We start from the raw sequence: 26,132 nt of genomic DNA on the forward strand, positions 1-26,132 counted from the left end.
GCACTACGTTAAATAAAGATTATGAAAAGCTATATAATTTTATCTTTGGTTAAAACCCTATTAATAATTCCACAATTGGATAATCATTATCAAAATTGTTAATATTTGTTTATTTTTGTAAATTATTATGTTATTATATAAATAATCTACTAGAAGGAGGTTACTAAATGGAAATAATATAGTTTACTAGATATTGGTTGTCACACAGTGTTGAGAATCATATTATTAAAAGGATGGGATAAAAAATGAAAAAAATTATTACAGGAATCGTTGCAATAATTTTTATGTTTTCAATAACAACGCAGTTTCCCGCAACCGCAGCACAAATAGAAAATGAAACAATAGATAATTTATCGACTATTCTTACAAGTGTATTAGAATTAGATAAAGAATTTGATAAAACAATAGGTTTCTATGGAGACTATATTGCTATAGATACTAATTTAGCAAAAAAACAAGGTGCAACAGATTCTGATATCAAGCTTGCAATATCAAAAGTAAATGAACATAATCAAATAATAAACGATACATTGGCTATACAGCCATTTGTAACATATGATGAAAATGGTTTTTATTTTGATGAAGAGTCAGCTAGAAAAGAAAATGTATCTGAAGACTTAATTGAGTCTACTACAAAAGACTTTGAATTAATGAATTCTGTCCAGCCGTTAGCTGCATGTAACGGTAAAAGTAAGTATGAAAAGACTTCAGTTGGATTCTATACTTACTTTGATAGTTGTCAAGCTTCCAAGATAATAACTTATATTCAAATTGGAGCAGGAATAGCTACACTTGGAGCTGCTATCGCTGCCTTTATTGCTCCTCCTCTTGGATTAGCTACTATTATTGCAATAGGATTAATTGATATTGGGGCAACTGCCTTAAACTTATCAAGCGTTAAGGACTGTGGATTATGGATTAAATGGACAGGTACAGTAAATCCAGATCCTTTCTGGATAGGTTCTCAATGTTAATTATTAAAAAAGGGGGATAGTTGTGTTATCTATAGTTCCTATTATTCTTTTTGGTATTTCACTCACCCTTTGTATTGTACTATTTCTTAGAATGAATCGAATCAAAGAACGTAAAGAGAAATTACCTCTAATAATTCTATTTAGTTTCACTCTACTTAGTTTTTTAGTGCTATTGTATTCTGCACTATTTCATTAAATAACATTGTTATTTTTTTGAAGTGGGAATGAGCAGAACCTCTGAATCAGACTACTATTCAGAACGATGAAAGCTGAAAAAACACTCATTTGTTTTAGAGTTAAAAACAAATGAGTGTTCTTTTTTATGCTATTCTAGGTCACGTGCGCACACGCCTTTTCTTATACTACACTATATTTACAATGTCATAAAATTACCATAAAATACACACTCATTTTCACTTATATATTTTGTCATTTAAACATAAATTGATATGATAATAGTGGGGATTAAAGAATAACTTAAAATAACAAATATACCTTTTTAAGAGGTGATAAGAGATTGAGCTATAAGTATGATTTGTCGATTCGGCAAATATAAATCGGTAAAATTTAAATATTCTCATCAAAATATGTTTGAATATTCCGAAACTGTTATTGCTATAAATAACCAAAAGAAAAAGCACAGTCTGTAAAGATAAGATTCTATCATTTCATTTTTAAAAATTATTTCTTTAAAAGACCAATAATTCTACTAATTTTATAGGAAACTAAATAATTCTCTACATTTCTCTCTATCTCCACTTCCTTCTAAAAGCGAATATATTTGAAGTAATTCAAAATAACCTTAGTGCTCCACTATTTTTATTTGATATCTAAGTGACTTTTTTTAAAAGCCGCAGCAACTATATAATGTATTGTATCAGATACATAATTGTTATATCTGTAATCTGAATAGCTACTTTCTCTTAGATAATCAATTAAGCGAATTAAGTCTCCATCGAAAAAATCTTTGAGATGTTTTCGTTGATATCATTTCAATATTAATAAGATTATTGGTTAAATCTTTTCCTACTGTTGGTTTAGTTTTTCTTCTAAAGTCAACAAATCAATCTTTATATCTTTAAATTCATTAGATAAACTTTAAATAATTTGATTTCTGATTTATACAATTTATGAAAATACTCTATAGCTTTTAATTGTTCGATATTATCCACAGCGCTCTCAAAAGAGTCTTTCCTAACCCTATTGTCATACACATGTGAACTCGCTATTAAAAGATTTTATAAGCATAATCAATATTATATTCACTAATTATTTTTAACAAATTGAAATACCCATCATTTTCAATTTTATTTTTGCGCAATTCATCCGTTATTTCCAATAAAGTACTACAATATTTTTTTACTATATTTGAAGGTACCAATTTTTATTTATCAGCTATTCGAAGCTTTCTAAAACAATTTCATCTAAAAGATAATCCTTTCTTTGATTCATTCTTATTAAAGCATTTTCTATACCTAAATTTAATGTCTCATAACGCTTTTCAATATCTAAATCACTTAACAAAATGAAATAATAAATACGAATCTTAAAGCCCTATCCTTCATTTCACATATGCTAACCATTGCTTTTGTTAAAATACTTGCTGTATTTTATCTGTAAATATGAATGATACAATTTCAGCTTTATCCAACGCTTGATATTCATATCTTCTTTATATAGTAATGCATCCGTGTATTGCCCTTCTTTCATTAATTGCTTTGCTTCTATTTTTAATTTTTCATTCTTCATGTATTTAAATAGTGTTTTTGAAGGAAGTAATGACCATACATGCTTCGTCTGGACATATGTTCGTTCATGATTAACCTGGTATAAATAATCATCCACCACATATTGCATTAAATTATACCCACTTGCGGTCACATAGTAGCTTGAAGCCCCTGCTCGCAAATTCATTTCAAATAGCTTGTATTTCCCGTCCCTTGCATCATATTTCATATCAAAATTAGCAAAGCCCGTATAGCCGATGTCCTCTAAAAAATGCCGAATGGATTCCATTAGCTGTTCATCATAATCGATCATAACAGCTAAAGAAATACCTTTGTTTTGTGGAGATGGATCTTCGAGTAGCTTGTTGCTAAGACACATTAATTTTACTTTTCGATCTCTTCCTACATATACATCTAGAACACGGATATAGGAATCGTCGCCTGGAATAAATTCTTGAACGATTAAGGTGTCTTGATAGCTAGAACGATAAATACAGCCAATGATGTGCTGCATCTCATCTGCATCGTGCACTAGATATATTTTTTTCTTTTCAGGAAAGGAACAGTTCGTATAGGCCACGGTATTGGAGGGTTTAATAATAATGGGATACTGGATTGGAATTTCTCTATTTGAATGATGTTCCTTTGTTATAATGATGGTTTTGGGGTATTTTAACTGATATTTATCACAAAGCCTGTAGAACTTCTCCTTTGTTTGCACCCTATTTAGTAAAGCCTGATCAATGTAAGGTAAAATAAAGTACTTTTCAAGCTGCTCTTTATTTTCAATAATAAGCTCTGCATAGTAGCAGTCACAAACTAATAAAATCAATTTCTTTTGTTGGCACTGCATGGCCAATCCCACTAGCGCTTGTACAAAACGGGTAGGATCATCTAAATGTTCAACGTATTGAAAATCCAGAATACCGCTATTCTGCGTGGCAATTCCCTGTGAGCCTTTCAAAAGGAGTGAGCGCATCGTCCTCCCTTTTTTTGCTGGCTCAATGACAAGACTTTTCATGCGGTAGGCTGCATAAAATGAGCGTGCTACCCCGTACGCATGCTGACCCGATTGTATAATAATAGGTAAAAAGGGTTGTTCTTTAATAGATGTCAATCTGAATCGCCTCACATTATAAAAATGAATTTAATCATTTGTATGCGAGTAAAATTGTACTTATGTAATACGAATAAAAGGCACTACATTGAAGCTTTAGTGCCCTTTACTCAACCTATAACGTCATCATTTTTTTCACTCTCTGTTCAAAGGAAGCAATAGCTTGAACGCCATAACCCTTTAGCAGCTCTGTATTGGCAAATGTATATTTACCTAAATCATCTGGGAAATGTGCATCAGAGGATACAGTAAAAGCAACTCCATGCTCAAGTAAGGTTTGTAAAAAACGAGGACCAGGGCACATTTCCTGTACAGGGTAACGATAATACAGCCCGGCATTGATTTCAGTGGCGGTTTCAGTAGACGTTAGTGCCTTTGCAATACGTTTATACCAAACTTCAAGAAACGCACGATCCTCCACCTGATAATTAAATACTTTAAAATTATCTAAATGGGCAACAAAATCAAACATATTGGAAAGAATCATTTTCTCTACTACTTTAAAAAAACGCTCATAATTTTGTTGTAAAGAGGGTTGATCCATTTGCTCAAAAAGATACTTTGTTTGTGGATTATCAAAGCCCCACCCATCAACAAAATGAACAGAACCAATTACATAATCCCAAGGATAACCTGCTAGCAAAGCCGTTAATTCCTCCTCACCACCAACAAAATAATCTGCCTCTATACCAAGTCTCAGTGTAATGCCATGTTGACGCCATTTTTCCTTTGCCTGCTGAATGGTCGTCACAAAAGCATCCATATTTTCTGTCATCACACGATCCAGCCAATAGCGCTGAATTTGTCCAATTTTACTTTCATCCAGCCTCATAAATCGCTCAAAATAGGCACGCGTTTCTTGAAAACGATATAAGTGATCGACAATCCCCACCTCACGTAAGCCGAGCTGCTTTGCCTGTTCAAGATATAAATCCAACCATTCCTCACTATAACAGCCATTTTTCACACGCCTTGCTAGACGCTGTAAATGACAAGTTATTTGTTGTTTGGAGCCTTTTTCCGTTTCATCATCCGGATAAAAAAACTCCAGTGCCTGCGATGTACGCTCTAGCCAGCGAAATGAATAAGGTCCCTCTTCTAAATGTACGTGATAATCTATTGTCATCCACTCTTCCCTCCATTACATATCGTCCATTTTTCCTCATAAGCCTGCCATTCTAATGGACAAGTGCTTTCGCAAAGAATTTCTGTACATTCATCAAGATGACAGATTTGAAAAAATGATTTGCCATTAATTTTAGATGCATCGGCTAATAAATAACTCACTTTGCTATGCTTGAGCATTTTCTTTGAAATAAGAGATTCATCCAAATCGTAATCATAAACAATGCCCTCACTCATGCCACCACACGATAAAAAGGCCTTATCAAAATTCATATTATCTAGCATTTCTAACGTCATAGCACCTGCAACAGAAGATTGTTTTGGATTCGCCGTACCTCCTAGTAATATGACCTTGCCTGTCATGCGTCGTTCTTCTATGGCTAAATTAAATTGAATAGCTGCTGCAATTGAATTCGTTACAACTGTTATATCTTCCACAGCTAGTAAAAAATCGGCTATATGTACTGTTGTAGTACCTGTATCTACTGCAATAGTATCGCCGTCGCAAATGCGTTTTGCAGCAATACGAGCAATTTGTCTCTTTGCGTCCTTGTGCATTTGTAGCTTGCGTAAAAATACCGGTTCATTACGTACATTCGTATATTTAATAGCCCCGCCATGAACTCTTGATAATAAATGCTGTTGTTCTAATTCATCAAAGTCTCGGCGAATTGTTTCTGGTGCTACCTGAAGGGCATCGGCAATATTGGCAACAATAATTTTCCCTTCAGAATCTAATTGTTTTAAGATAAATTCAAATCTTTCCAGTTTAGCGTAAGTCATGATAGCGCAATCACATCTTCTTGTGCGACATAACACTTATAGGATTTTCCCATTTCAATCGAATACCCTTGTTGATGCAGTTGTTCCATTGTAAACGCCATTTCTCCTTCAAACGTAGTACGGATAATATTGCCGCTCATTAATGATTGTTTGGCAACCCCAAAGAGACATAAGTCCCCATCTCGTTGATCGAGATGTAACGCCTCAGGTCGTATAGCAAATTTCGTAGCTTGCTCTATTAAAGATGCTCCAAGCATTTTTTCTAAAGTTTGGCGTGGAAAAACATTATAATGACCGATAAAATTAGCAATAAATTCATTATTTGGTTTCGTATAGATTTCCGTTGGCGTACCATTTTGGGCAATGCTGCCATTATTCATGACAAATATTCTATCCGAAACAGCCATTGCCTCTTCCTGATCATGTGTAACTAGAATCATTGTCATATTTAATTTTCGCTGAATTGCTCGTAAATCTGCTTGAAGTTTTTTGCGAATTTGAGCATCAAGCGCACTAAGTGGCTCATCTAATAACAGTACTTTAGGTCGGACAATTAATGCACGGGCTAGAGCAACACGCTGCTGTTGACCTCCAGATAATTCTTTCGGATACGCATTAGCTTTCTCACTTAGATGAACAAGCGCTAGCATTTCATGAACACGCTGCTCTATATCTGCCTTATTAACTTTTTGCATACGCAAACCAAAAGCAACATTTTCGAGCACAGTCATATTAGGAAAAAGTGCATAGGATTGAAAGACCATACCCACTTGACGATCCTTCGGTTGTACCCCACTCATATTTTTCCCTTCAATCAAAATCTTACCTGCCGATGCATCTGTTAAGCCTGCAACAATACGCAAAATCGTACTCTTTCCACAGCCACTAGGACCTAATAGTGTGATAAATTCTCCTTTTTGAATTTCCATATGAATATTGGTTAAAACAGATACTTGTCCATATTTTTTATGCAGCCCTTCAATAACAAGATAACTCATAGATTTGTAGCACCTTTCGATCGTTTCGTTACGATAGCAATGACGAATGTTAAAAGACCCATTAGCACGAGATAGATGAAAACAACAGCACTAGCAATATGTCCACTTGTGCTAAGCTTTTTCATTAAATAAATTTGAACGGTTTCAAAGCGAGAACCTACAACAAGATTAATTAAGACAAACTCACCAAATAAGACAGAGAAGGATAACAATGCCCCTGCAAATAAGCCTGGATAAACGGTAGGCAGTAAAATTTTTGTGAATGCCTGCCTTTTGGATGCGCCTAGTAATTGAGCGGCATCAAGTAGCTGCCTCGCATCTATATTTCTTAAACTATTTCGTGTACCTTGATAGATATAAGGAAGAATTCCCACAACATAGGCACCTAAAACAACAAATATCATCGGTATACCTATTTGGCTATAAACGCGTATAAGCCCTACAGCTAAAATGATTCCTGGAAAAGAATACACCATCACCACTGCCATCTGTATCCATTTTTCATATCTTGGAAAGTATAGGACGATGACGAAAATGGCTGGCACAATGACAAGGAGTGCAATGCTAACTGCCCCCCCTGCTAAAAATACTGAACGACCAAATGCCTGAATAAAATCGGTATCCTGAAACAATGTGGAAAGCCATTTTAGTGTGAGTCCTTCTGGCAATATCGTTTTATTCCATTTTGTTGCAAACGCATAGAGCATTGTTGCTAACACAGGTAATAGTAAATATCCCACGAGCAGAAGGAAAAAGAAATCAGCCAAACCACGCTTTTTCATTTTACTTTCCTCCTTGTTTTAGAGATGCTCCACTCACTGATCAGCATGGCCGTCACCATTGTCACTGCTAATATAACTGCAATGGCACTGGCTAGCTCTGGCTGAGCAAAAATATCACCTTTTATTAAGGAGCCGATACGAATCGCCACTAAATTATAATTACTACTTGTTAATGCATAAGCAGAGGCATACGCGCCCATTGCATTGGCGAACAATACACTAAAGGTTCCCACAATTCCTGGGAGCATAACAGGGAGACCAATTTTCATCCAAAACTGCCAGCTAGATGCACCAAGAAGGGCTGCCGCCTCCTTCCACTGTTGCTGAATTCCATCATAAATGGGATATAGCAGCATTAGTGATAATGGCAGCTGAAAGTAAATGTAAATAAGTAACAAACCGCTCCAACTGTATAATGAAAAGGATGTCAACGCCTCAATATCCCATTTGTCAAATAACAATGTAAATAAACCACTATTGCCAAGTAAAACGATAAAAGCAAATGCTAGCGGAATACCTGAAAAATTGGAGGTTAAGTTAGTAAGTATTAAAATCTTCTCCCGTACTGGCTCTGAAAACTTCATCATGGCATAAACTGCAAACAAGGTGATAAGTAACGCAATCATAGCTGAGATAACAGATAAAGTAATACTATTTTTAAAACCTTGAAGAATGTAGTCGTTCGTAAAAATTGATTCATACTGCTTCAGAGTAAAGCCCTCACTATTTTGAAAGCTTGTAATGAGCATATATAGGAGCGGTACTAAGAAAAACAGTAATAGTAATACAAGAAAAGGCGAAAGCCAAGCAATGGATTGCCGCTTCGATATCAACACACTCACTTCTTTCTATAAATGACTTGCGGCTCATGGGGATAATAGCCGCTCCTTATAATAAGAGCGACTACTATTATTTAAACCTCTTTTGCTGTAAACACACCTTCTAACAGGAGTGGTACCATATCTTCAGCAGGCTTGATATTTAATAAATGACAGCACAGTGGTGCAACTTGTAATTGAGAAATAATGCCTTCTTTTATGCCAGCCTTTACAGCATCTGAAATGACAAATAGCGGGACATGACGATCCTCATGTGTGGTACCGCCATGATTACCATCTCTTGTCATGCCATGATCAGCCGTAACGATAACCTCATAGCCCAGCGCCATACACTTTGGAATAAACAAGGATAGTAAAGCATCCATCGCTAAAACTCGATTGCGATATTGAGCAGAATCTGCCGTAAATTTGTGACCATCATCATCAACATTCATTGGATGAATATACAGGAAATCAGGCTGCTTTTGAGCCATTAACCATGCTGCATCGGCAAATACATGACTATCTGGATAATGATCCTCAAAATAGAACATACCATTGTCAATTGGTAAATGTGTATCGAGTTGTAGCCTGTCCTCCATATGATTAAATGGGACTCTATTATAAAGCTCACTCACCCAATAATAGGCGGAGGCTGCTGTAGTTAAACCATGCTCCTTTGCGATATGAAAGACACTTTGCCCTTTCGATAAACGCACTGTCATATTGCTGGTAACGCCATGTACAATAGGGGGTGTACCTGTTAAAATCGTCTCATACAATGGTCTTGATAAAGAAGGCACCTCTGAGCAAACCTTATAGCGAGCAGCTACCTGACGCTCGACTAAATGGTGCAAGAACCCCATATGTGTGCAGGCTGTGTCAAAGCGCAAGGCATCGATAACAATGAGAACCACTTTGTTATTTTGCATGGATTAACACCTGCTCTTGATAGAGTTGAGGGATTTGCTTTGTTGTATCTTCCCATTTCTTTTGGTCTTTAACAGGTTGTGCATTCGTATACATATCAGCAGGTAATAGTAAATCTTTTACATCCTGTGGTAATTTCACTCCGTCCCGAATTGGACGCGCATAGCCTTTTGCTAAATTTTCTTGACCTGCATCAGATAAAATATATTCACGTGCTAGCATGGCAGCATGTGGGTTTTTGGCATATTTATTAATTACCGTTGCATAACCAGAAGTGACAGATCCCTCCTTAGGTATCACTACATCAAAGCGGTCCTCATCAATTTGATGACGATAACCTAATGCATTAAAGTCCCATAAGATCGCAACATCTATTTCACCTTTTTCTAGGTTTGCTACTGATGGATCTCCCTGTAGACGTCCTTGCTTCGCTAATTCAGCAAAGAAATCTATACCTGGCTGGATGTTGGACTCATCTCCACCAAATGCCATAGCCGCTGCTAAGATGGCAAACTGTGCTTGGTTAGCTGTTAATGCATCCCCAATACTTACTGTGTAATCTCCATTTTTTAGGTCTTCCCATGATGTTGGAGCATTCTTCACATTATTTCTATCTGTCAAAAAAGAAATGGTTCCTGTATAGCCAACAATCCAGTGTCCTTCATCATCTTTAGCCCAATCAGGTATTTCATCCCAATAAGACGTTTTGTATGGTAATGTTAAGCCCTTTTCCTTAGCGATTGGTCCAAAAGCAATCCCGACATCTCCAATATCTGCCGTAGCATCATCCTTCTCTGCTTCAAACTTCGCTAACTCCTCTGCACTCGACATGTCCGTATCCTTGTGTTTGATGCTATATTCGGTCCCGAGTTCCTCCCAGGTTTCTACCCAGTTCGCCCATGTATCTGGCATACCGACAGAATTAACAGTGCCCTCTTCCTTTGCTTTTTCTGTAATGTCCTCAAGCGATAAATCCTTGTTTACCTCATTTGCACTAGATGAACTTTCAGAACAAGCTGCCAACATGGAAATAGCTAATGCACCAATTAGACCTTTTTTCCACAGTTTTTGAATTGCCATGTGTTGGACCCTCCATTTGTTTTGCTTTATTTTTATTTGCTTACAAACGTTATGTTATAAAACAAACATTAAGCAAGTATGGAGGTGTTAAGAATATTTAGTAAAAATTATTGAGGAATTATAAATATCTATGAATTTAATAAATAAATGAAGTAGGCTTGTAAAGCTAGCGGGGGAAGATAAGAAAAATCTAAGTATGTGTACGTTTGCTTTACAGACGTACACATACTTAGATTATTTGGAGAGACCTAAAAAATCAGCATATGTATGCGGCTCATTTTCCTTGAGAATTGTTAAAAATGTAAATGCCAATTGCACAACTGACCACCATCTCATATTGTAGGACATTTCAAAACGAGAGGGCTCTAATGAAAAGACATCTTGAAAAATATCTAACGGTTCTATTTGCTCATCCTTTAAAATGGATAGAAAGCCAAGAAATAACGTATGATCTTTAACCTCAATCAATTTGTCCTCTACAAGAGCGTCAATATTTTCAGGGTGTTGAAAATTACATTGTGTAGCTACATAACGTTCTAAATCCTGAGCACGCTTTCGGTCTTCACGTTCCTTTTTTTTTGCAATAAAATCAATGACGTTATTCACGTACATCGCCTCTTTTTTTCTTTTATTGTAGCATTTTTTTAAAGAATATTGCCTGCACCGCCCCCTACAATTTTTACATGAAACCTTTAATTGTGCTTTTACTCGCGGTTGATCGCTAAATACTAGTGAATCCAATAAAAAAAAGACATCTTATAATTAAGACGTCGCAATGGTGACTATCACTTTTCCTCCTCCCGTTATGGAATCATTAGCCAACGTTAGTGTTCCACCATGTTTTTGAATGATGGACTCGGCAATATAAAGACCCATGCCATGATGATTTGCTGTATTTCTACTTGGATCTCCCCGATAAAATTGCTTTGTGGCTTCCTTTACATCTTGCGGTGAAAAACCAGCACCGCTATCTATCACAGTAAAATGAATAACATCTGCCTCTCCCTGAACAGATAATGTGACTTTGCTATTATATGGCGTGTGCTCTATAGCATTGACAATCAAATTTAATAAAGCCCGATAAAAAAGCTCCTCCTCTATCATAAAGACATCAGGCAGTTTATCCTTTTCTACACTAACTTCAATATTTTTTTCTAAAGCAAGTGCCTTCATTTGCTGTTCTAGCTGTTGAATAAATGAAGCCAGCTCTACAGTTGTTTTTACACCACCAACACTTTGCTCCATATTGGAAATATCTAATAATTGCTTTGTGAATTTTTCAATTTCTAGCGTATTTTTTAATATATAAGTGTTGTATTCTTTTTGTACTTCATCTTGAACAGTATCCAATAAAAGTTCCGCATTTCCTCGAATAATCGTAAGAGGTGTTTTCAAATCATGGGCAAGGGCAGAAATTTGTTCTCTGCGCGCGCGCTCTGCTTGCCATTGTTGTGTCAATGAAGTATTTAATGCTTCCTTCATCTGCTCAAAAGAAAGTGCAATATCATCAATTTCTCGAATCCCAGATGGTTTTAAATGAAAATCTAAATTTTGATGTTGGATTTTTTCAATGGCTTCTTGTAAGCCCATCATTTTTCGTTTAAGTCTTCTGCCGAAATGCACAGCAAGCACCGTTGCCTGTATGATAACGCCCATAATAAACAATAGTAAAACCGTTAATTGAGGATTAGGTAAATATTTTCTCATAACAGGTGTGCGATACTCAGGGACTAAACCATAGCGTAAAATGCACACTTCCTGTTCTCGCTCAACGAACGCATAAAATCGAGCATTACTTTTCGTCTCTCCCCTCTGCTTTAAACGCCATGCATGGGAAGCCTCTTTTTCTGTTAAAGTACCAGAAAGAAATTCACCCTTATTAGAAATCACTGCGTAGTCTACAAGATCAGGGATCATCTCATCCGTTACCGAGCTGCTTGTAGCAATTCTGTCTTTTGCTAAAGTGATTTGTGTCTCTGCATAATTTGCAGGTAAAATAATATTAGCTGAAAAGGCAAACATAAATAGACCTATTAATAGTGCAACTAAAATAATGATGCCAATGCAAAGAAAAAATAAATATCTCAAGAAAAATGTATGCAGACGTGTTCCTTTCCTCGGTTTTACGGTTTCCACTTATATCCAATCCCCCAAACCGTATCAATGACCTCTATATCAAATGCATGTAGCTTTGAACGAATATTTTTAATATGCTCTGTTATTGCTGTACTGTCACTTTTGCCATCAAATCCAAAAATTGTTTCGTATATCTGCTCTTTTGAGAAAACCTGCCCACGATGCCGTGCTAAAAATTCACATATTTCATACTCACTTTTAGTTAGCAGGACGCGTTCATTCTGAACAAACAGTTCTTTACCAGAAAGATTAAAGTGAACTTTATCGCTATAAAGGATGCTCCGCTTTTCTCTGCTTTCCCGTCGGATATGCGCATTCACCCTTGCTCGTAGCTCTCCAATGCCAAATGGTTTAATCAAATAATCATCTGCGCCTAGGCCTAAACCATACATCACATCTTCTTCTAAGGATTTAGCTGTAAGAAAAAGAATAGGGCAATCTACAGCGTGCCTAATTTGCCCACACAATGTAAAGCCATCCATAATAGGCATCATCACATCAAGCAAAATTAAATCAAAGGAACCTAAATCCATCTTGCCTACTTCTGTCGGTTTAGACACAATGGTTACCAAGTGATTATCTTTATAAAGTGCATTTTTTATCAGCATTAAAATATCCACTTCATCATCCACTACTAATATATTTGCCATAATTCACCCTCTAATTTTCAGATGCTCTACCTTCCCATCTCCAAAACCATAAACAAGACAGCGTAAAAGTCAATAGGATACCCCCTAAGCACGCCATTATGCCCGTCTGGATACTTGTTTCGAGCAATGTTAAATTTGTTCCTGTCGATGATAAAATCCATAAAGAAACAAAATGACCGCTCCATCCATAAGGTAAAAAGGGCCAAATACGATCCCCTAAGCCTGTAAGCAATAGGGCGACCAGCAGAGCTTCTACAATACCTAAACCAATCGAAGCGCCTTTACCAAATTGGAAGCTTACAAATAAATGTAACATATAGAAAATCACATGACTGCCGAATAGAATACAAGCAGCCATACTATAAAATGAATAGCCCAAATCTACTTCATGTAATAGTTCTCTAAAGCCAAAACTAAAAATAGCTATAGATAGAAAGATGGCTCCAAAGCTAAACAATAATAATAAGATAAGCTTGCTCATATATGTCTTTATTTTTATGTTTGTTGTAGCTAGCATACCTTGGAAACGACCAGCGTTTGCTTCCTGCTCAGATGCCATAGCACATACTAATCCTATTATAATTGGTAGTCCACAAGCCAGCCCCTGAAAATAGGCAGTTACTTTTCCTTGAAAATTCCATGGCGAATAGGAGTAGTAGGCTAAAAATAGCCCAGAAATAGCAAGGGGGACAAGTATATGTGTCAGCAAAAAAGGTGTTCGTTTTGTTTTAAGACATTCCACTCTTAATAATCGTAACATGTCCATCCGCTATTTCACCTCCCTTTTTGTGAACCACATCGCCGTAAGAAAGCTAATCATCATAAACCAAGCTAATGCTAACAGTAAGCCTGGAAGTATAACGCCTTTATCCAATAAAGGACTACCTTGTGGTACTAATAGACCATTTGGTAATATGCCAAGTGTCGAACATAACAAACGAGGACCAATCGCAAATGGATAGTAATACCACATTTCCCCATCTGCAAAGGCAACAATCCCTACGATATTGGCTACTACATTGAGTAAGATGGTCAAATAGGTACCTAGTTTAGCTGCTAAGAAAAGACATAAAGGTATTTGCCACAAAAACGTCAGGAAAATAACAAAAGTACTTAGTAAACTGCTGGCTATTGGTAAACTATGACCAAATAGCAAGCCTCCAGCCGTGATTCCTCCAAAGAAAATAATCGTAATCAGAAAAAGCCATATGCTTGATGTTACTATTTTTCCTAGCCAAATCCTTTTAAGATCAAGTGGTAAGGCAAGAATACTATGGTATTTTATTTTTTTATCCTTTTCGATCACTAAGGCACAGCAAATCGTCAGTGCACCTGGCAGAAGCATCGTATACCACCAGTTATAAGCTCCTGTTTGAAAATATTCACCTCCCATAAGTACAGCGCTTATAAGTAAGGTTATAAGTGGCGTAAGCCAAAGTAATTTGGGAATAAAAGTTCGCTTCCATTTTAATTGTTCCGCTTTCATAATGGCTATCATGCTAGTAACCCACCTTTCTATTGGTGGCAACAACCTGCATGAATAGTGATTCTAATTCCTGACCTTGCGGTGCTGGTCCCTGATAGCCAAGCTTGCCATCAGCAATAATGCCAATGTCATCCACAACCTGTTCCACCTCTGACAAAATATGACTAGATAAAATCACAGTGATGCCTTGCTCTGGAAATGAGCGAATAAGCTGACGAAGCTCCTGTATACCAATAGGATCAAGTCCATTTGTAGGTTCATCTAAAATTAACAGCTTTGGCTTGTTTAGCAGCGCAATCGCTATACCTAATCGTTGTTTCATACCTAAGGAAAACTGCCCCGCCCGTTTTTTTCCTGTATTCGTTAAATCTACAATTTTTAATACTTCTTCAATACGACTTTGCGGTAGACGTAATGCTATCGTGCGAACTTGTAAATTTTCCGTTGCTGTTAAATTATCATACAGGGGAGGTGTTTCAATTAACACGCCGATGTCCTGTAAATCATTTCGTGTCCATGTATGTCCATTAAAAATGATATTCCCAGCATCTGGTCGTAACATACCTGTCATCATCTTTAATGTTGTGGATTTCCCCGCTCCGTTTGGTCCAAGTAAACCGTAGACCGTATTACGTTGGACTTCTAACGCTACATTATCCACAATTTTTTGCCCTTTAAACGACTTATTAAGATTTTCTGTCTTTAATATCAAGTCTTTCATCATTAGTCATCATCCTTTCGATGACCTTAGTGTAAAAAAAAATTATAAGGATTTTATAAGGATTCAATATCAAAATACTCGCGGTAGCTATGCGTTTACCCGCGATGGATCACTAAATACTCGCGATTCTTTCATCAAGCATAAAAAAAGCATTTGGAATGACTTCATTCCAAATGCTTCGATCTCATCAATTTTACATAAATTCTTTTACTAAATCATTAAAATCATTTTCGCTCATTTTGATATCGATATCTGTTAATGGTAATTCAGAGTAGCCAGGTACTTTTTCTTGATACGACGTTGTTTCCGTATCATGATAAATAATGCCTGTTACTAACCCCTCGTGTTCCATCACTGTACGCATTGCCATACCACGATCTGAGTGATCATAACCTTCAACATCTGCTAATTTTGTTAAATTTTCTTTAAACCAATCATATGTGTTCACTTTGTTATACGTTACACAAGGTGAAAAGACATTGATAAATGAGAAACCTTTATGGTTAATACCAGCTTCAATTAGTGCTGTTAATTCTTTAATATCTGTAGAGAAGCCCTGCGCCACAAATGTTGCACCACTTGTTAACGCTACCTCTAATGGTTTCAATGATGGCTCAATCGCTCCACCTGGTGTAGATTTTGTAATAAATCCAGCAGCTGAACGTGGAGATGTTTGACCTTTTGTTAAACCATAAATTTGGTTATCCATTACAATATAAGTTATATCAATATTACGGCGGATGGCATGAATTGTATGCCCCATACCAATAGCAAATCCATCACCATCACCACCAGAAGCGATAACATGTAAATCACGATTAGCCATTTTCAAACCCTGTGCAATCGGAAGTGCACGACCATGAATACCATGGAACCCATAAGAATTGATATACCCTGAAATTCGACCTGAACATCCAATTCCTGAAATGACAGCAAGTTCATTTGGTTCTATGCCGACATTTGCAGCAGCACGTTGAATAGCTGCTTGTACTGAGAAGTCTCCACAGCCTGGGCACCAGTTTGGCTTCACTGTATTACGAAAATCCTTAAATGTTGCCATTAGCGAGTCAACTCCTTCACACGATTTTCTAATTCACCAGGCAAGAATGGTGTACCATTATATTTAGTGATTGTCGCGATTTTATCGTGACCACCAACATTCATCTTCATAATATTAGCTAATTGACCTGTATAGTTATTTTCTACAACAATCACCTTTTTCACTTGTGCAACAAGAGGTGCTATTTCTGCAGATGGGAATGGATGAATTAAACGAATATGGGCATGATTCACTTTCATTCCTTGTGCATTCAGTCGTTCTTGCACTTCTTCAATAGCTCCTCTTGTTGAGTTAAAGCCTACTAATAAAATATCGGCTTCCTCATGTGGTGCATTAACAAAGACTGGGTTATCAAATTTCAAGCTCTCTAATTTGCGGAAGCGTTTATCCATTTGAGTTTGGCGATTACCCGTTGCCTCAGATGGCTTCCCTGTTTCATCATGTTCAACACCTGTAACGTGATGAATACCATGCAATGTACCTGGTAAGACACGAGGTGAAATGCCATCTTCTGTATCTTCGTAACGCTTGAAGTAGGCTTTATCTGCCGCTTCCTCAAGATCATCCATCACAATTTTACCGCGACGAATTTCAATTTTATTATAATCAAATGGCTCAACAGATTGTTTACCTAGAGATAATTGTAGATCTGTCATTAAGATTACTGGTAATTGTAATTCCTCTGCAATGTTAAATGCTTGGATCGTATCAAAGAAAGCTTCCTCCATTGTAGAAGGTGCAATGACTACTTTAGGAATTTCTCCATGAGTACCGTAAAGCATAGCCATCAAGTCAGATTGTTCTTGCTTAGTTGGTAACCCAGTTGAAGGGCCTCCACGTTGTGTATCCACTACTACTAAAGGTTGCTCTGTCATACCTGAAAGACCAATTGCTTCCATCATTAATGAAAGACCAGGACCAGCAGAAGCGGTAAAGGAACGTACACCGCCAAAGTTAGCGCCAATAGCCATTGTTGCTGCTGCAATCTCATCTTCCGTTTGGATGACCGTTCCACCGAATTTCGGCAATTTTTTAATCAAGTATTCCATAATTTCAGACGCTGGTGTAATTGGGTATGCTGCCATAAAGCGTGTCCCAGCAGCTAATGCACCAAGTGCTATCGCATCGTTCCCAATCATAAACATACGACGTTTACCATCTGCAGGTGCAAGCTCCCATTCGCCTATACGATCAACTAACAGCTCATTCATAATTTGACGACCACGTGTAATGGCTTCCATATTTTTTTGTACGACTTCTTCGCCCTTTTTACCAAAAATATCATCGACAACATTTTGGAATACTGCGTCTTCTAGGTTTAGCAATGATGCAGTTGCGCCGATAGCCACCATGTTTTTCATTAACGAAGTACCAAGCTCTGCTGCTACTTCTGTAAACGGTACTGCAAATAATGGTGCTTTTGAATCCTCTGGTTTAACAGGATCAAATTTTGCATCGGCTAAAATAATACCCTTTTCTGTAAGCTCTTTATAATTGACATCAATTGTTTCTTGATCGAATGCCACTAAAATATCTAAATCATCCGCAATTGAACGTACTTCTGTTGGACGAACTGTAATTTTATTATTCGTATGGCCACCTTTAATTCGAGAAGAGAAGTGACGATAACCGTATAGGAAATAACCTAGACGATTCATTGCCATTGAGAAAATCTCACCTGTACTCTCAATCCCTTCACCCTGTTGCCCACCGACTTTCCATGAAAGCTGATGTAACATGTCAACAACTCCTTAAATCCAATGTGTACTATTATTTTTCCTTCATAAGTTTAACACGAAGAAACCGTCTGGACTATTGTTTCTCCACGATTTAGGCGAAAATCAGACCTTTGACTGAAAATCCTGTTCATAAAGTTGTAATTTTCAAATCTAAGCAAAATCACGCCCCTATTTCAAGTGACATCTATCATATGTAAAACAGGAAAACGAAAAAATGCTCCGCCACCATATTATGTGACAGAGCATTTTACTTCATTACTTTTTTATCGAATACGTTTTTCCACTAGCAGCTTTAATGCTGTTCGTTCTTCTCCAGCAATCAAAATATCGGCAAACGCCGGCGCGCAAATTAAATCTGTGCCACTTGGCGCTACAAATCCGCGTGCAATGGCCACTGCTTTCACGGCTTGGTTAAGTGCACCTGCCCCAACTGCTTGCATTTCTGCCTGCCCTTTTTCTCTGATTACCGCGACTAATGCACCTGCAACTGAATTTGGATTAGAGCGTGATGATACTTTTAATGAATCCACAATTATTCCTCCCCGTTTCGCGAATAGTGTTTACGCTCAACAACTCATGTCCCCCTTTTTGGACCTCAAGTTATTGTCCGTAGCACATTTTATGCTCCGCAAAACGGAAATAGACTAGTTTGACAAAGAAACCTATATCCCCGTAAAAGAAACGTAAAAAAACATTCTTCGACTTATCTACCCTTGAAATGGATAGTCTTCATTTATATAAATGCGTTCACAGGCAATAGCTTTTCCTGTTCGATCATCCATCTCTACAAAGAAACCACTCAAAACCTCTCGCCCTTTTTTCGGAACTTCAAAACGAGATGGCATGTTTGTTTGGAATTTATAGATGACACTTTCCTTCGTCATACCTAAAATTTCATCGTACGGCCCTGTCATACCAACATCCGTGATATAAGCCGTACCTTGTGGGTAGATTCTTGCATCTGCTGTTTGCACATGTGTATGTGTCCCAACAACCGCTGAAGCCTTTCCATCTAAATGCCAACCAAGAGCGATTTTTTCACTAGTCGCTTCAGCATGAAAATCCACGAAGACAAGTGGAGATATTTGTCGAGCCTCTGCAATCAATTGATCTGCCATTGCAAACGGATCCTCATGTGGCGGTAAAAATACGCGACCATGTAAATTAATGACAGATAATGTCACGCCATTTTTAGAAATCTGAACCATACCTTTACCAGGTGCTTCACTTGAAAAGTTTGCCGGACGGATTAAGTAATCCGCGTCATCAATAAAATCAAAAATATCTTTATTGTCCCATGTATGATTCCCCATCGTAATAACATCTACACCCATTTGTAGCAAGCTATTATAAATATTACGAGTAATCCCTCGTCCTGCCGCAGCATTTTCCCCATTTGCAATCACAACATCTGGATTATACTTCTTTTTTAAGCGAGGTAAATATTTTTCCACCGCATCTCGACCAATTGAACCAACAATATCACCAATAAATAGAACTTTCATTATGCAAGACCACACTTTCTCTAAATAACATCTTTTAGTTTACCATCTTTGCTTTGGCAATCGCAAAGTAAAATGCAAGCCTTACCACATTTACACATTTAAATGCCCGTTTATTTAGGATTTCTGGATGGGAAATTGTGCATATTTTTTATTAGAGGAGTCCCCATTGGTATTGAGTTGCCCTATAAAAAAAGCGCCTAATTTCCATTTACTCATTATATATGTTATACAAATGGAGCAACTGAGACTGACAATAAATGAAATGGCAATGACAGAAAATACACTTAATGTTTTGATAAAATTCGTTAAAAAAATTTTAAGTAGGCTATTAACTAGGGGATGTAATAAATATATACCGAAGGAATAACGACTAATAAAAATGATAAATTTCGGCATTTTTCTTCTGTTACTCGCTATGAAAAATAACAGAAAAGCTACACTGAATGTATAAAGGATAACGTCTATTCTCTTTGAATGAACTTCCGTAATAATACCTGTTAATTGAGTGGTTAGCAAAAGACTTACTGTGATTAGTAATACTGCTAGTAACAGAAAACGAAAACGCTGTAACCACGATAGAAATTTATCATAATTTTTTCCACAGTAATAAGCTACTGCAAAATAAGCAATCCACGCAGGAAATGGCATCTTATTAAAAAAATCCCATTGTAAACTAGTATACGCTAAATCAGGAAAATACTTAAATGGATCCAAAAAATTAAAAAAGGCTAAGTAACCAAAATTAATGATAAAAGCAGTCATTATTACTTTATAGGCAGGGTATCTTGAGGCAATAAATTTCACAAAAAATGGATGAATGATATAAAACTGAAAAATGATCACGATAAAATAACCATGGAAATCACCTTCCAAATAATTTAGTAGTAGTTTTTTGGCAAATTCAATAGAAGGCGATTCAATTGATTTAAGAACGGCATCAAGTAGTCCAATAAAAAGAAATGGCGTTAACATATATTTATAACGTTTTACATAAAACTTTTTCGGCAAACGATCTGAATAGGAATAGGCAATGACAAACTCTGAGATAAATATAAAAAGAGGTGTCCCGAACATAAAGATCAGCTGAATAGATGTCAGGATTACGAATAGTGGACCTTCTTCTATGTCATACATGTTCAATGCCAACGTAACACTATGCATTAACACAATCCCTAAGCAAGCAACGTATCGTAGTAAATATATTTCTTTGACTTCTCGCTTCATCACCCTCACCTGCCATTTCAAAGGAATCAATTTGCCTTTCAATTATGCTACTTACCTTACTCAATGCAGGGATAAAATTATTTACTATTGGTAGTTGTTCTCTTTAATTGCACCAAAATATCTCGCATTGTTTGAGGCTCAATAATAAAATTACCTACTAATAAAATAAACATCGTCCACAAGGAAATACATATAGCGGCTACAAGCCATGAACCTGCAGATGTAATATGGAGCTCGATAAAAAATATAAATGGTATTGCTGCAGTAAGTGCAAAAATACTATTTTGCACAATTTTTTTGACAGTATCTTTAGGTGAATTTTGTAAAATCTTTTTAGAAGAATAAATGATTAAATCATAAGTACGATAGCCGTATGAACAAATTCCTCCCAGTAATATTCCTTCTGCGCCAAAAAACTGTACAAAAACAAGAGAAACTACAAGGTTGATTAATGCTTCCATAATGGCACGATTTTTCGTCTCTCTAAAATGGCCTGCAGCATTCACTAACGTATTGGCAGGAATCCGAATTGTATTCGCTACTCCTACAATGACAAACAATATTGCTAACCAGGGCCTTATGTAATTGGCATCTTCAATCCCTGCTGTATAAATCTTTATAAATGGCAATATTAAAATAGCTGTACATGTGTAGCTAAAAGCAATGATGCCATAAAAAATATATTCAAAGTGATGAAAATATTTCCGAAGAACGTCCTTATCCTCTTTGACAAGAATGTCTCCAAAAGCTGCTAATATCGCCCCTGAAAAAGTGGATATAAACAAAGTGACTGCATTAAACACCATACTATAAACTGTAAACACACTGACTTCTGTTAAGCCCAGAAAAATCGTTATTAAAATAAACGGCGTGTTAAACACCACTAACGAGGCAATTTGATGAATTAAAGCATCCCATTTATCTTTAATTGCTAACGTATTCGCTTGTTTTTTACTATTGAAATATGGATATTTCTTTTTAACATACAATCTTAAAAAAAGAACATCCAGTAGCAATATGGCACTTGAACTAGCAACAACAATGACGATGGAAAAACCAAATGCTATCAAAGTAACTGACAATAGTGCACTCGCAAAAAGCAACATTGTTTGAATGCGAAAAATAACATAGCTTTTTTGATCTGCCGACAGTAGAACTAAATATTTCCCTATAAAAAAATACTCCCACATGCCACTAATCCCCAAAATAAGTACCATGTAAAGAGCCGTTCGCGGATTCACTTCATCTCCTACTAATAACGGATAACAAATAGCCAAAATGGCGACTAATCCAACAAAGACATAACCCGAACGTCTATAAAAACGATTAGTCGCTGAAAGAATTCCATTTATTTGGTCTTTATCACCCTTGGCTAGTGGCTTATAAAGTGCCACTATAGATGCATTACCAACCCCAGCCTCTACTATTTTTAAATAACTTAAAAATTGCTTAATCGACGAAACAAGCCCGTTAGTAGCAGAGCCGTATGTTGTCATAAATAGTCGAGGTAAAATGAAATTAATAACCGCTGCAACAACTTGTAGTAATACATTAGACATTAAATTTAAAACTACTCTCTTAGTTCTCATGCTGGTAAGCACCTTTTCTTTTAGTAAAAGTAGGAATTAAACCTTTGCAATCACTGATCCGCCGTTTAAACCTATTCAACATGAAAAGTAAAAGAATTTGTTTTTTCTTTAATAACCAAGTATAGATCTTTGATTTGAGCGGCATATTTGTCATCCGAATCGCATGCAACGATCCATGAAACGCTTCATGAATCAACATTTCCTTAATAAAGGTACGCTTTTCATGTAAACGCTTATGGTTGAATCTATTCAATTCATTATTCACCGCTGCCATCACTAAATAAGTAAAATAATACTGAAGTTGTTCAGCAAAATTAGGAACCTGGTCTGCTTTCCTGTACTTTAAAACTTTCAATTGTTCATACAACACAAGTATTTTTTTAAAAAACATCTGATCATAACTAGCCGTCATGGAAGAAGAATGCTGACGGTAATGGTAGAGATACTGATTTTCTAATATATAAATACTTTCTGCATCAAGTAAGCTAGGATATGTACAAGCAACATCGTCCCCCATGCAAATTTGATCATCCACATCAAAGAGATTTTTCTCTAATAGGTCTCTTTTAAATATTTTGTTAGATAAAGATGGATATAAGCCAAAACGGTAATACTCGCCCGAATATAGCATAATTGGATATACTTCTTTTTCCATTCTATCCTTCCTGTACAAACCAGGCGAGACAAGCTGTGGTCTCTTCACTTCTTGGAGTGGATAATTTTCTACAATGTCACAAATAACAATATCTACATCAAAAACACGGGCAGTATTACATAATGATTTATACATATCAACTTCAATCCAATCATCACTATCTACATAACCAATATACTGTCCTTTGGCGACCCTTAGCCCTGCTTTACGGGCACTGACAGCACCACTATTTGCTTGATGAATGACGGTAATTCTTGTATCAGATTCGGCATATTCATCGCAGATTACCGAGCAGCTATCAGTCGAGCCATCATTTACTAATATCAACTCAAAATCTACGAATTCCTGTCTCAGAATACTATCAAGACACATTTTTAAGTAAGGTTCCGTATTATAGACGGGGACAATAATGCTTAAATATGGCACTCACCTCACCTCTCATTCATAGTAGTTCCCTTACTTTTACTCATAGTCAGTGCAAACATAATTAATAAAATATGATATGGAAAATAATCCATGACAAATGAATCAAGTCCTATATTCGCTATTAACATGATATAGAGAGGAATAGCGTTGATTGAAAGGATTTGAAAGCCTGGTCTATTCATAATTCCGACATTCTCTCTAAGTACTTTATAGAGGCTTGAAATGTATAGTACTGACAAGACTATTCCGATTAAACCTATATAATAGGGAGTTGATAAGTACATTGTATGTGCCATCTTTACCTTCGCAAAGCTTGTGCCAAAGCCTGCACCCAAAACAAATACTTTCGTGTTTTGAAGGATTTCATTTACAAATAGGCTCCAACTACTCACTCGACCAGTGGTAATGGCATCTGTCGATATTCCTGACCCAAAAAACCGAATCCAATAAATTTCGAATAACTTCTCGTAAAAAAAATAGAGGGCACCCCCACAAATAATCACGATAAAAGACGAAAATTTAATAGCAGTCTTCACATTATTTCTAATGAATACAACAAATGTCATCATAATGAAAACGATTAATGTAATAATAAACATTTTGGAATATGTCAGTATGCCAAAAAATGCTAATATCACGAGTAATACAATTGACTTTTTCTCCTTTTTTCCATCCAGATTAAAAAGCACTAATAAACAAGCCATAGCTATTAATACTTGCAAACTAAAGTAATTTGGATCTAAATCTAAACCCGTAAATCTTGTACTAATCGAGTTCATTGTCTTCACTGTATTCACAATGGTCATTGACTCTATGAAATGATCAATTTCTGGGATAGAATAACTAATCAATCGAACGATTGAAGCAGCTAGTAAACCCGATGCATAGATATACGTATACCTTCTGAAATATGCCTTATCATCGAGGGTCAATATTGCACAAAAGAGCACACTATAATTCAACACAAAGCCTAAAACTGCAATAAGATTACCACCACTAACTATCGTTACGGCCACCGTATAAAATGCAAATAAAAAATAGGTTAATAGGAGTCGTTTTGAAATACCTTGCTTTTGTAAAAAGAGCGTCAAAATACTTAACAAAATATAGAAAGAACTAAGTACAACAAGCAGTGAGTATCCTGATATATCGAATTTAATGACATACACCCACGAAATAAAAAACAATAAATAGTCAATTCGATGCTGCTGCTTATCTAGCAGCATCGCCAAACTAGTTAAAAGGAAGAAGAGCCAGAGAAATAGATTACTACCTGTATATATTTTGAATACGACAAAGATACTTGAAATTATACAAATGAGCACACTAAAATTCTTAGATTCTATCATGTACATCAAACTCCAATACAAGTTGCTCTTGAGCTTTTTTGTTTGTGTAGTGATTTTCCTCTATGTAATTTTTCATATTGTGTAGTAATTCTGTATTTTTCATAACACTAGAAATGACTTGAAAGATGTCTTGAATGTTAAAGCCTGTTATCAATCCGTTATGACCATTACAAATTTGTTCACCTGCTGCGGCAAAGTCCGTTGTAATAACAGGCGTTTGTACAATTAATGCCTCCCCAATGACCATTGGATAGCCTTCGTAGGCAGATGTTAAAACGAATACATCACTACATTTTATAAATGGATACGGATTTTTCATTTCTCCTACAAATTCAACTACATCCTCTACACCTAGTTGCAAAGCTAATTGCTGATTTGAAAGTAGGTCTGGTCCATCCCCTAAAATGCGCCAGCGAAAATTATTTATAGAAGCTTCCTTTAACAACTTACACAGATGTGGAATAAGGTCGAACCTTTTTGTACTATTTTCAATTCGCCCGACAGATATTAAATCCAACTCGCTTTTATGAAACGGTGTATATTGACATGCCAGTTCTTTAATCTCTTCGATTGGAAAAAAATTATAAACCACTTGAATTTTATGTTGATATTGTGGAAGAAAATTTATTAAATTTTCCTTACATGCTACTGAAACACATAACAATCGATCAAAATTTTTATAGGTTTTGACACAAGCCTCATAATTAAAATTCGCTTTAATGGGATCTGTATGAATCCATGCTAACTTACGATCTGCTATCACAAACTGATCTACAAATAAATTGGTCCCCTTATTGAAGTATTGATTGGGTACATCATTAAAATAAGATATGGCGATATCATAATGACAATTATTGCGATGTTTTTTTAAAAGCATCGAATAGAAGTTATGGGAACCTATTAATCGAACAACTATCATACACACAATGCGTAAAATAATATGCCATACGTTATTTCTTTTTTTCACTTCAGCAAAAGGTGTAGCAATTAGTTGTAACAGTAAGTTCCCTGTAGTTACCTTCACATTGGAGGGAATATCGTTCATTAATTCCCCTCCACTAAATGTGAAAACATCTATCTCATATTTCTCGTAGAGGCTGATTTCTTTTAGCATATTAATTAACGACTTTTGGATGCCACCCATTTGAAAATTTTGTGCAACAAATAATATTTTCATATTAGCCCCCCTAAAAATACTACTGTAAATTTTCATATTGCTCTTACGTAAATAAAAAACGGATCGATAGCCGCTACGTGC

The 26,132-nt window shown here is 36.2% G+C and carries 24 protein-coding genes; 1 reads left to right on the forward strand and 23 read right to left on the reverse strand.

What is annotated here, in order from left to right; genetic code table 11:
• The first annotated feature begins 245 nt into the window (after positions 1 to 245).
• On the forward strand, positions 246 to 974 hold the full coding sequence (locus C7B89_RS03320) for a hypothetical protein (protein WP_244205561.1): 729 nt from the start codon (positions 246 to 248) through the stop codon (positions 972 to 974).
• Between the two features lie 1,575 nt (positions 975 to 2,549).
• On the opposite strand, the gene C7B89_RS03325 is transcribed toward C7B89_RS03320, so the two are convergent.
• From C7B89_RS03325 to C7B89_RS03435, 23 genes are all read right to left on the reverse strand, one after another.
• Positions 2,550 to 3,818 (reverse strand): carboxylate--amine ligase, encoded by a 1,269-nt coding sequence (locus C7B89_RS03325; RefSeq protein ID WP_115673164.1) that lies wholly within the window; start codon positions 3,816 to 3,818, stop codon positions 2,550 to 2,552.
• Positions 3,819 to 3,933: 115 nt separating this feature from the next.
• Positions 3,934 to 4,944 carry a histidinol phosphate phosphatase domain-containing protein gene (locus tag C7B89_RS03330; RefSeq protein WP_048391480.1) on the reverse strand — a complete coding sequence of 337 codons (1,011 nt, stop codon included), beginning with the start codon at positions 4,942 to 4,944 and terminating at the stop codon, positions 3,934 to 3,936.
• On the reverse strand, positions 4,941 to 5,726 hold the full coding sequence (locus C7B89_RS03335; RefSeq protein ID WP_048391482.1) for a DeoR/GlpR family DNA-binding transcription regulator: 786 nt from the start codon (positions 5,724 to 5,726) through the stop codon (positions 4,941 to 4,943). Before C7B89_RS03335 ends, C7B89_RS03330 begins: the two co-directional genes overlap by 4 nt.
• Positions 5,723 to 6,724: an ABC transporter ATP-binding protein gene (locus tag C7B89_RS03340; protein ID WP_066036564.1), complete on the reverse strand. Its 1,002-nt coding sequence runs from the start codon at positions 6,722 to 6,724 to the stop codon at positions 5,723 to 5,725. The genes C7B89_RS03335 and C7B89_RS03340 overlap by 4 nt, the downstream gene beginning before the upstream one ends.
• On the reverse strand, positions 6,721 to 7,506 hold the full coding sequence (locus tag C7B89_RS03345; RefSeq protein WP_048391486.1) for an ABC transporter permease: 786 nt from the start codon (positions 7,504 to 7,506) through the stop codon (positions 6,721 to 6,723). The genes C7B89_RS03340 and C7B89_RS03345 overlap by 4 nt, the downstream gene beginning before the upstream one ends.
• Positions 7,503 to 8,348 carry an ABC transporter permease gene (locus C7B89_RS03350; protein ID WP_181574653.1) on the reverse strand — a complete coding sequence of 282 codons (846 nt, stop codon included), beginning with the start codon at positions 8,346 to 8,348 and terminating at the stop codon, positions 7,503 to 7,505. Before C7B89_RS03350 ends, C7B89_RS03345 begins: the two co-directional genes overlap by 4 nt.
• Before the next feature lie 71 nt (positions 8,349 to 8,419).
• Complete coding sequence (locus C7B89_RS03355; RefSeq protein WP_115673165.1) at positions 8,420 to 9,256, reverse strand: alkaline phosphatase family protein; 837 nt, start codon at positions 9,254 to 9,256, stop codon at positions 8,420 to 8,422.
• Positions 9,246 to 10,334, reverse strand: coding sequence for an ABC transporter substrate-binding protein (locus C7B89_RS03360; protein WP_115673166.1), 1,089 nt, complete (start codon positions 10,332 to 10,334; stop codon positions 9,246 to 9,248). The genes C7B89_RS03355 and C7B89_RS03360 overlap by 11 nt, the downstream gene beginning before the upstream one ends.
• 234 nt (positions 10,335 to 10,568) lie before the next feature.
• Positions 10,569 to 10,946, reverse strand: coding sequence for an ELKS/Rab6-interacting/CAST family protein (locus tag C7B89_RS03365; protein WP_227744978.1), 378 nt, complete (start codon positions 10,944 to 10,946; stop codon positions 10,569 to 10,571).
• Positions 10,947 to 11,096: 150 nt separating this feature from the next.
• Entirely contained in the window at positions 11,097 to 12,470 is a 1,374-nt protein-coding gene (locus tag C7B89_RS03370; RefSeq protein WP_115673167.1) for a sensor histidine kinase, read from the reverse strand.
• A complete protein-coding gene (locus C7B89_RS03375) occupies positions 12,458 to 13,120 on the reverse strand; it encodes a response regulator transcription factor (protein ID WP_115673168.1) in 663 nt (220 codons plus the stop codon). Before C7B89_RS03375 ends, C7B89_RS03370 begins: the two co-directional genes overlap by 13 nt.
• Positions 13,121 to 13,130: 10 nt before the next feature.
• A complete protein-coding gene (locus tag C7B89_RS03380) occupies positions 13,131 to 13,886 on the reverse strand; it encodes a lantibiotic immunity ABC transporter MutG family permease subunit (protein ID WP_103117598.1) in 756 nt (251 codons plus the stop codon).
• Between the two features lie 3 nt (positions 13,887 to 13,889).
• Positions 13,890 to 14,618 (reverse strand): lantibiotic immunity ABC transporter MutE/EpiE family permease subunit, encoded by a 729-nt coding sequence (locus C7B89_RS03385; RefSeq protein ID WP_115673169.1) that lies wholly within the window; start codon positions 14,616 to 14,618, stop codon positions 13,890 to 13,892.
• Position 14,619: 1 nt separating this feature from the next.
• Positions 14,620 to 15,327, reverse strand: coding sequence for a lantibiotic protection ABC transporter ATP-binding protein (locus C7B89_RS03390; protein WP_112118035.1), 708 nt, complete (start codon positions 15,325 to 15,327; stop codon positions 14,620 to 14,622).
• A gap of 193 nt (positions 15,328 to 15,520) precedes the next feature.
• Positions 15,521 to 16,387 carry a 2-oxoacid:ferredoxin oxidoreductase subunit beta gene (locus C7B89_RS03395; protein WP_004224896.1) on the reverse strand — a complete coding sequence of 289 codons (867 nt, stop codon included), beginning with the start codon at positions 16,385 to 16,387 and terminating at the stop codon, positions 15,521 to 15,523.
• On the reverse strand, positions 16,387 to 18,126 hold the full coding sequence (locus tag C7B89_RS03400) for a 2-oxoacid:acceptor oxidoreductase subunit alpha (RefSeq protein WP_115673170.1): 1,740 nt from the start codon (positions 18,124 to 18,126) through the stop codon (positions 16,387 to 16,389). Before C7B89_RS03400 ends, C7B89_RS03395 begins: the two co-directional genes overlap by 1 nt.
• Positions 18,127 to 18,389: 263 nt before the next feature.
• Positions 18,390 to 18,656 carry a stage V sporulation protein S gene (locus C7B89_RS03405; RefSeq protein ID WP_004224903.1) on the reverse strand — a complete coding sequence of 89 codons (267 nt, stop codon included), beginning with the start codon at positions 18,654 to 18,656 and terminating at the stop codon, positions 18,390 to 18,392.
• A 177-nt stretch (positions 18,657 to 18,833) separates the two neighbouring features.
• Positions 18,834 to 19,631 carry a TIGR00282 family metallophosphoesterase gene (locus C7B89_RS03410; RefSeq protein WP_048391507.1) on the reverse strand — a complete coding sequence of 266 codons (798 nt, stop codon included), beginning with the start codon at positions 19,629 to 19,631 and terminating at the stop codon, positions 18,834 to 18,836.
• Positions 19,632 to 19,745: 114 nt separating this feature from the next.
• Complete coding sequence (locus C7B89_RS03415) at positions 19,746 to 20,855, reverse strand: acyltransferase family protein (protein WP_115673171.1); 1,110 nt, start codon at positions 20,853 to 20,855, stop codon at positions 19,746 to 19,748.
• Between the two features lie 77 nt (positions 20,856 to 20,932).
• The gene (locus C7B89_RS03420) at positions 20,933 to 22,444 is read right to left on the reverse strand and encodes a lipopolysaccharide biosynthesis protein (protein WP_054550543.1); all 1,512 of its coding nucleotides are present in this window, start codon (positions 22,442 to 22,444) and stop codon (positions 20,933 to 20,935) included.
• A complete protein-coding gene (locus tag C7B89_RS03425; protein WP_115673172.1) occupies positions 22,434 to 23,525 on the reverse strand; it encodes a glycosyltransferase in 1,092 nt (363 codons plus the stop codon). Before C7B89_RS03425 ends, C7B89_RS03420 begins: the two co-directional genes overlap by 11 nt.
• 5 nt (positions 23,526 to 23,530) lie before the next feature.
• On the reverse strand, positions 23,531 to 24,874 hold the full coding sequence (locus C7B89_RS03430) for a hypothetical protein (RefSeq protein ID WP_054550541.1): 1,344 nt from the start codon (positions 24,872 to 24,874) through the stop codon (positions 23,531 to 23,533).
• Positions 24,861 to 26,051 (reverse strand): glycosyltransferase, encoded by a 1,191-nt coding sequence (locus C7B89_RS03435; RefSeq protein ID WP_115673173.1) that lies wholly within the window; start codon positions 26,049 to 26,051, stop codon positions 24,861 to 24,863. The genes C7B89_RS03430 and C7B89_RS03435 overlap by 14 nt, the downstream gene beginning before the upstream one ends.
• Positions 26,052 to 26,132: the final 81 nt, after the last annotated feature.

Source organism: Lysinibacillus capsici, assembly GCF_003367505.1.
GTDB lineage: Bacteria > Bacillota > Bacilli > Bacillales_A > Planococcaceae > Lysinibacillus > Lysinibacillus capsici.

Bases quoted from the DNA above. Each gene is read 5' to 3' on its own strand.
- C7B89_RS03320 (WP_244205561.1), top strand. From the start codon at position 246: ATGAAAAAAATTATTACAGGAATCGTTGCAATAATTTTTATGTTTTCA.
- C7B89_RS03330 (WP_048391480.1), bottom strand. From the start codon at position 4,944: ATGACAATAGATTATCACGTACATTTAGAAGAGGGACCTTATTCATTT.
- C7B89_RS03335 (WP_048391482.1), bottom strand. From the start codon at position 5,726: ATGACTTACGCTAAACTGGAAAGATTTGAATTTATCTTAAAACAATTA.
- C7B89_RS03340 (WP_066036564.1), bottom strand. From the start codon at position 6,724: ATGAGTTATCTTGTTATTGAAGGGCTGCATAAAAAATATGGACAAGTA.
- C7B89_RS03345 (WP_048391486.1), bottom strand. From the start codon at position 7,506: ATGAAAAAGCGTGGTTTGGCTGATTTCTTTTTCCTTCTGCTCGTGGGA.
- C7B89_RS03355 (WP_115673165.1), bottom strand. From the start codon at position 9,256: ATGCAAAATAACAAAGTGGTTCTCATTGTTATCGATGCCTTGCGCTTT.
- C7B89_RS03360 (WP_115673166.1), bottom strand. From the start codon at position 10,334: ATGGCAATTCAAAAACTGTGGAAAAAAGGTCTAATTGGTGCATTAGCT.
- C7B89_RS03365 (WP_227744978.1), bottom strand. From the start codon at position 10,946: ATGTACGTGAATAACGTCATTGATTTTATTGCAAAAAAAAAGGAACGT.
- C7B89_RS03375 (WP_115673168.1), bottom strand. From the start codon at position 13,120: ATGGCAAATATATTAGTAGTGGATGATGAAGTGGATATTTTAATGCTG.
- C7B89_RS03380 (WP_103117598.1), bottom strand. From the start codon at position 13,886: ATGGACATGTTACGATTATTAAGAGTGGAATGTCTTAAAACAAAACGA.
- C7B89_RS03385 (WP_115673169.1), bottom strand. From the start codon at position 14,618: ATGATAGCCATTATGAAAGCGGAACAATTAAAATGGAAGCGAACTTTT.
- C7B89_RS03390 (WP_112118035.1), bottom strand. From the start codon at position 15,327: ATGAAAGACTTGATATTAAAGACAGAAAATCTTAATAAGTCGTTTAAA.
- C7B89_RS03395 (WP_004224896.1), bottom strand. From the start codon at position 16,387: ATGGCAACATTTAAGGATTTTCGTAATACAGTGAAGCCAAACTGGTGC.
- C7B89_RS03400 (WP_115673170.1), bottom strand. From the start codon at position 18,126: ATGTTACATCAGCTTTCATGGAAAGTCGGTGGGCAACAGGGTGAAGGG.
- C7B89_RS03410 (WP_048391507.1), bottom strand. From the start codon at position 19,631: ATGAAAGTTCTATTTATTGGTGATATTGTTGGTTCAATTGGTCGAGAT.
- C7B89_RS03415 (WP_115673171.1), bottom strand. From the start codon at position 20,855: ATGAAGCGAGAAGTCAAAGAAATATATTTACTACGATACGTTGCTTGC.
- C7B89_RS03420 (WP_054550543.1), bottom strand. From the start codon at position 22,444: ATGAGAACTAAGAGAGTAGTTTTAAATTTAATGTCTAATGTATTACTA.
- C7B89_RS03430 (WP_054550541.1), bottom strand. From the start codon at position 24,874: ATGATAGAATCTAAGAATTTTAGTGTGCTCATTTGTATAATTTCAAGT.
- C7B89_RS03435 (WP_115673173.1), bottom strand. From the start codon at position 26,051: ATGAAAATATTATTTGTTGCACAAAATTTTCAAATGGGTGGCATCCAA.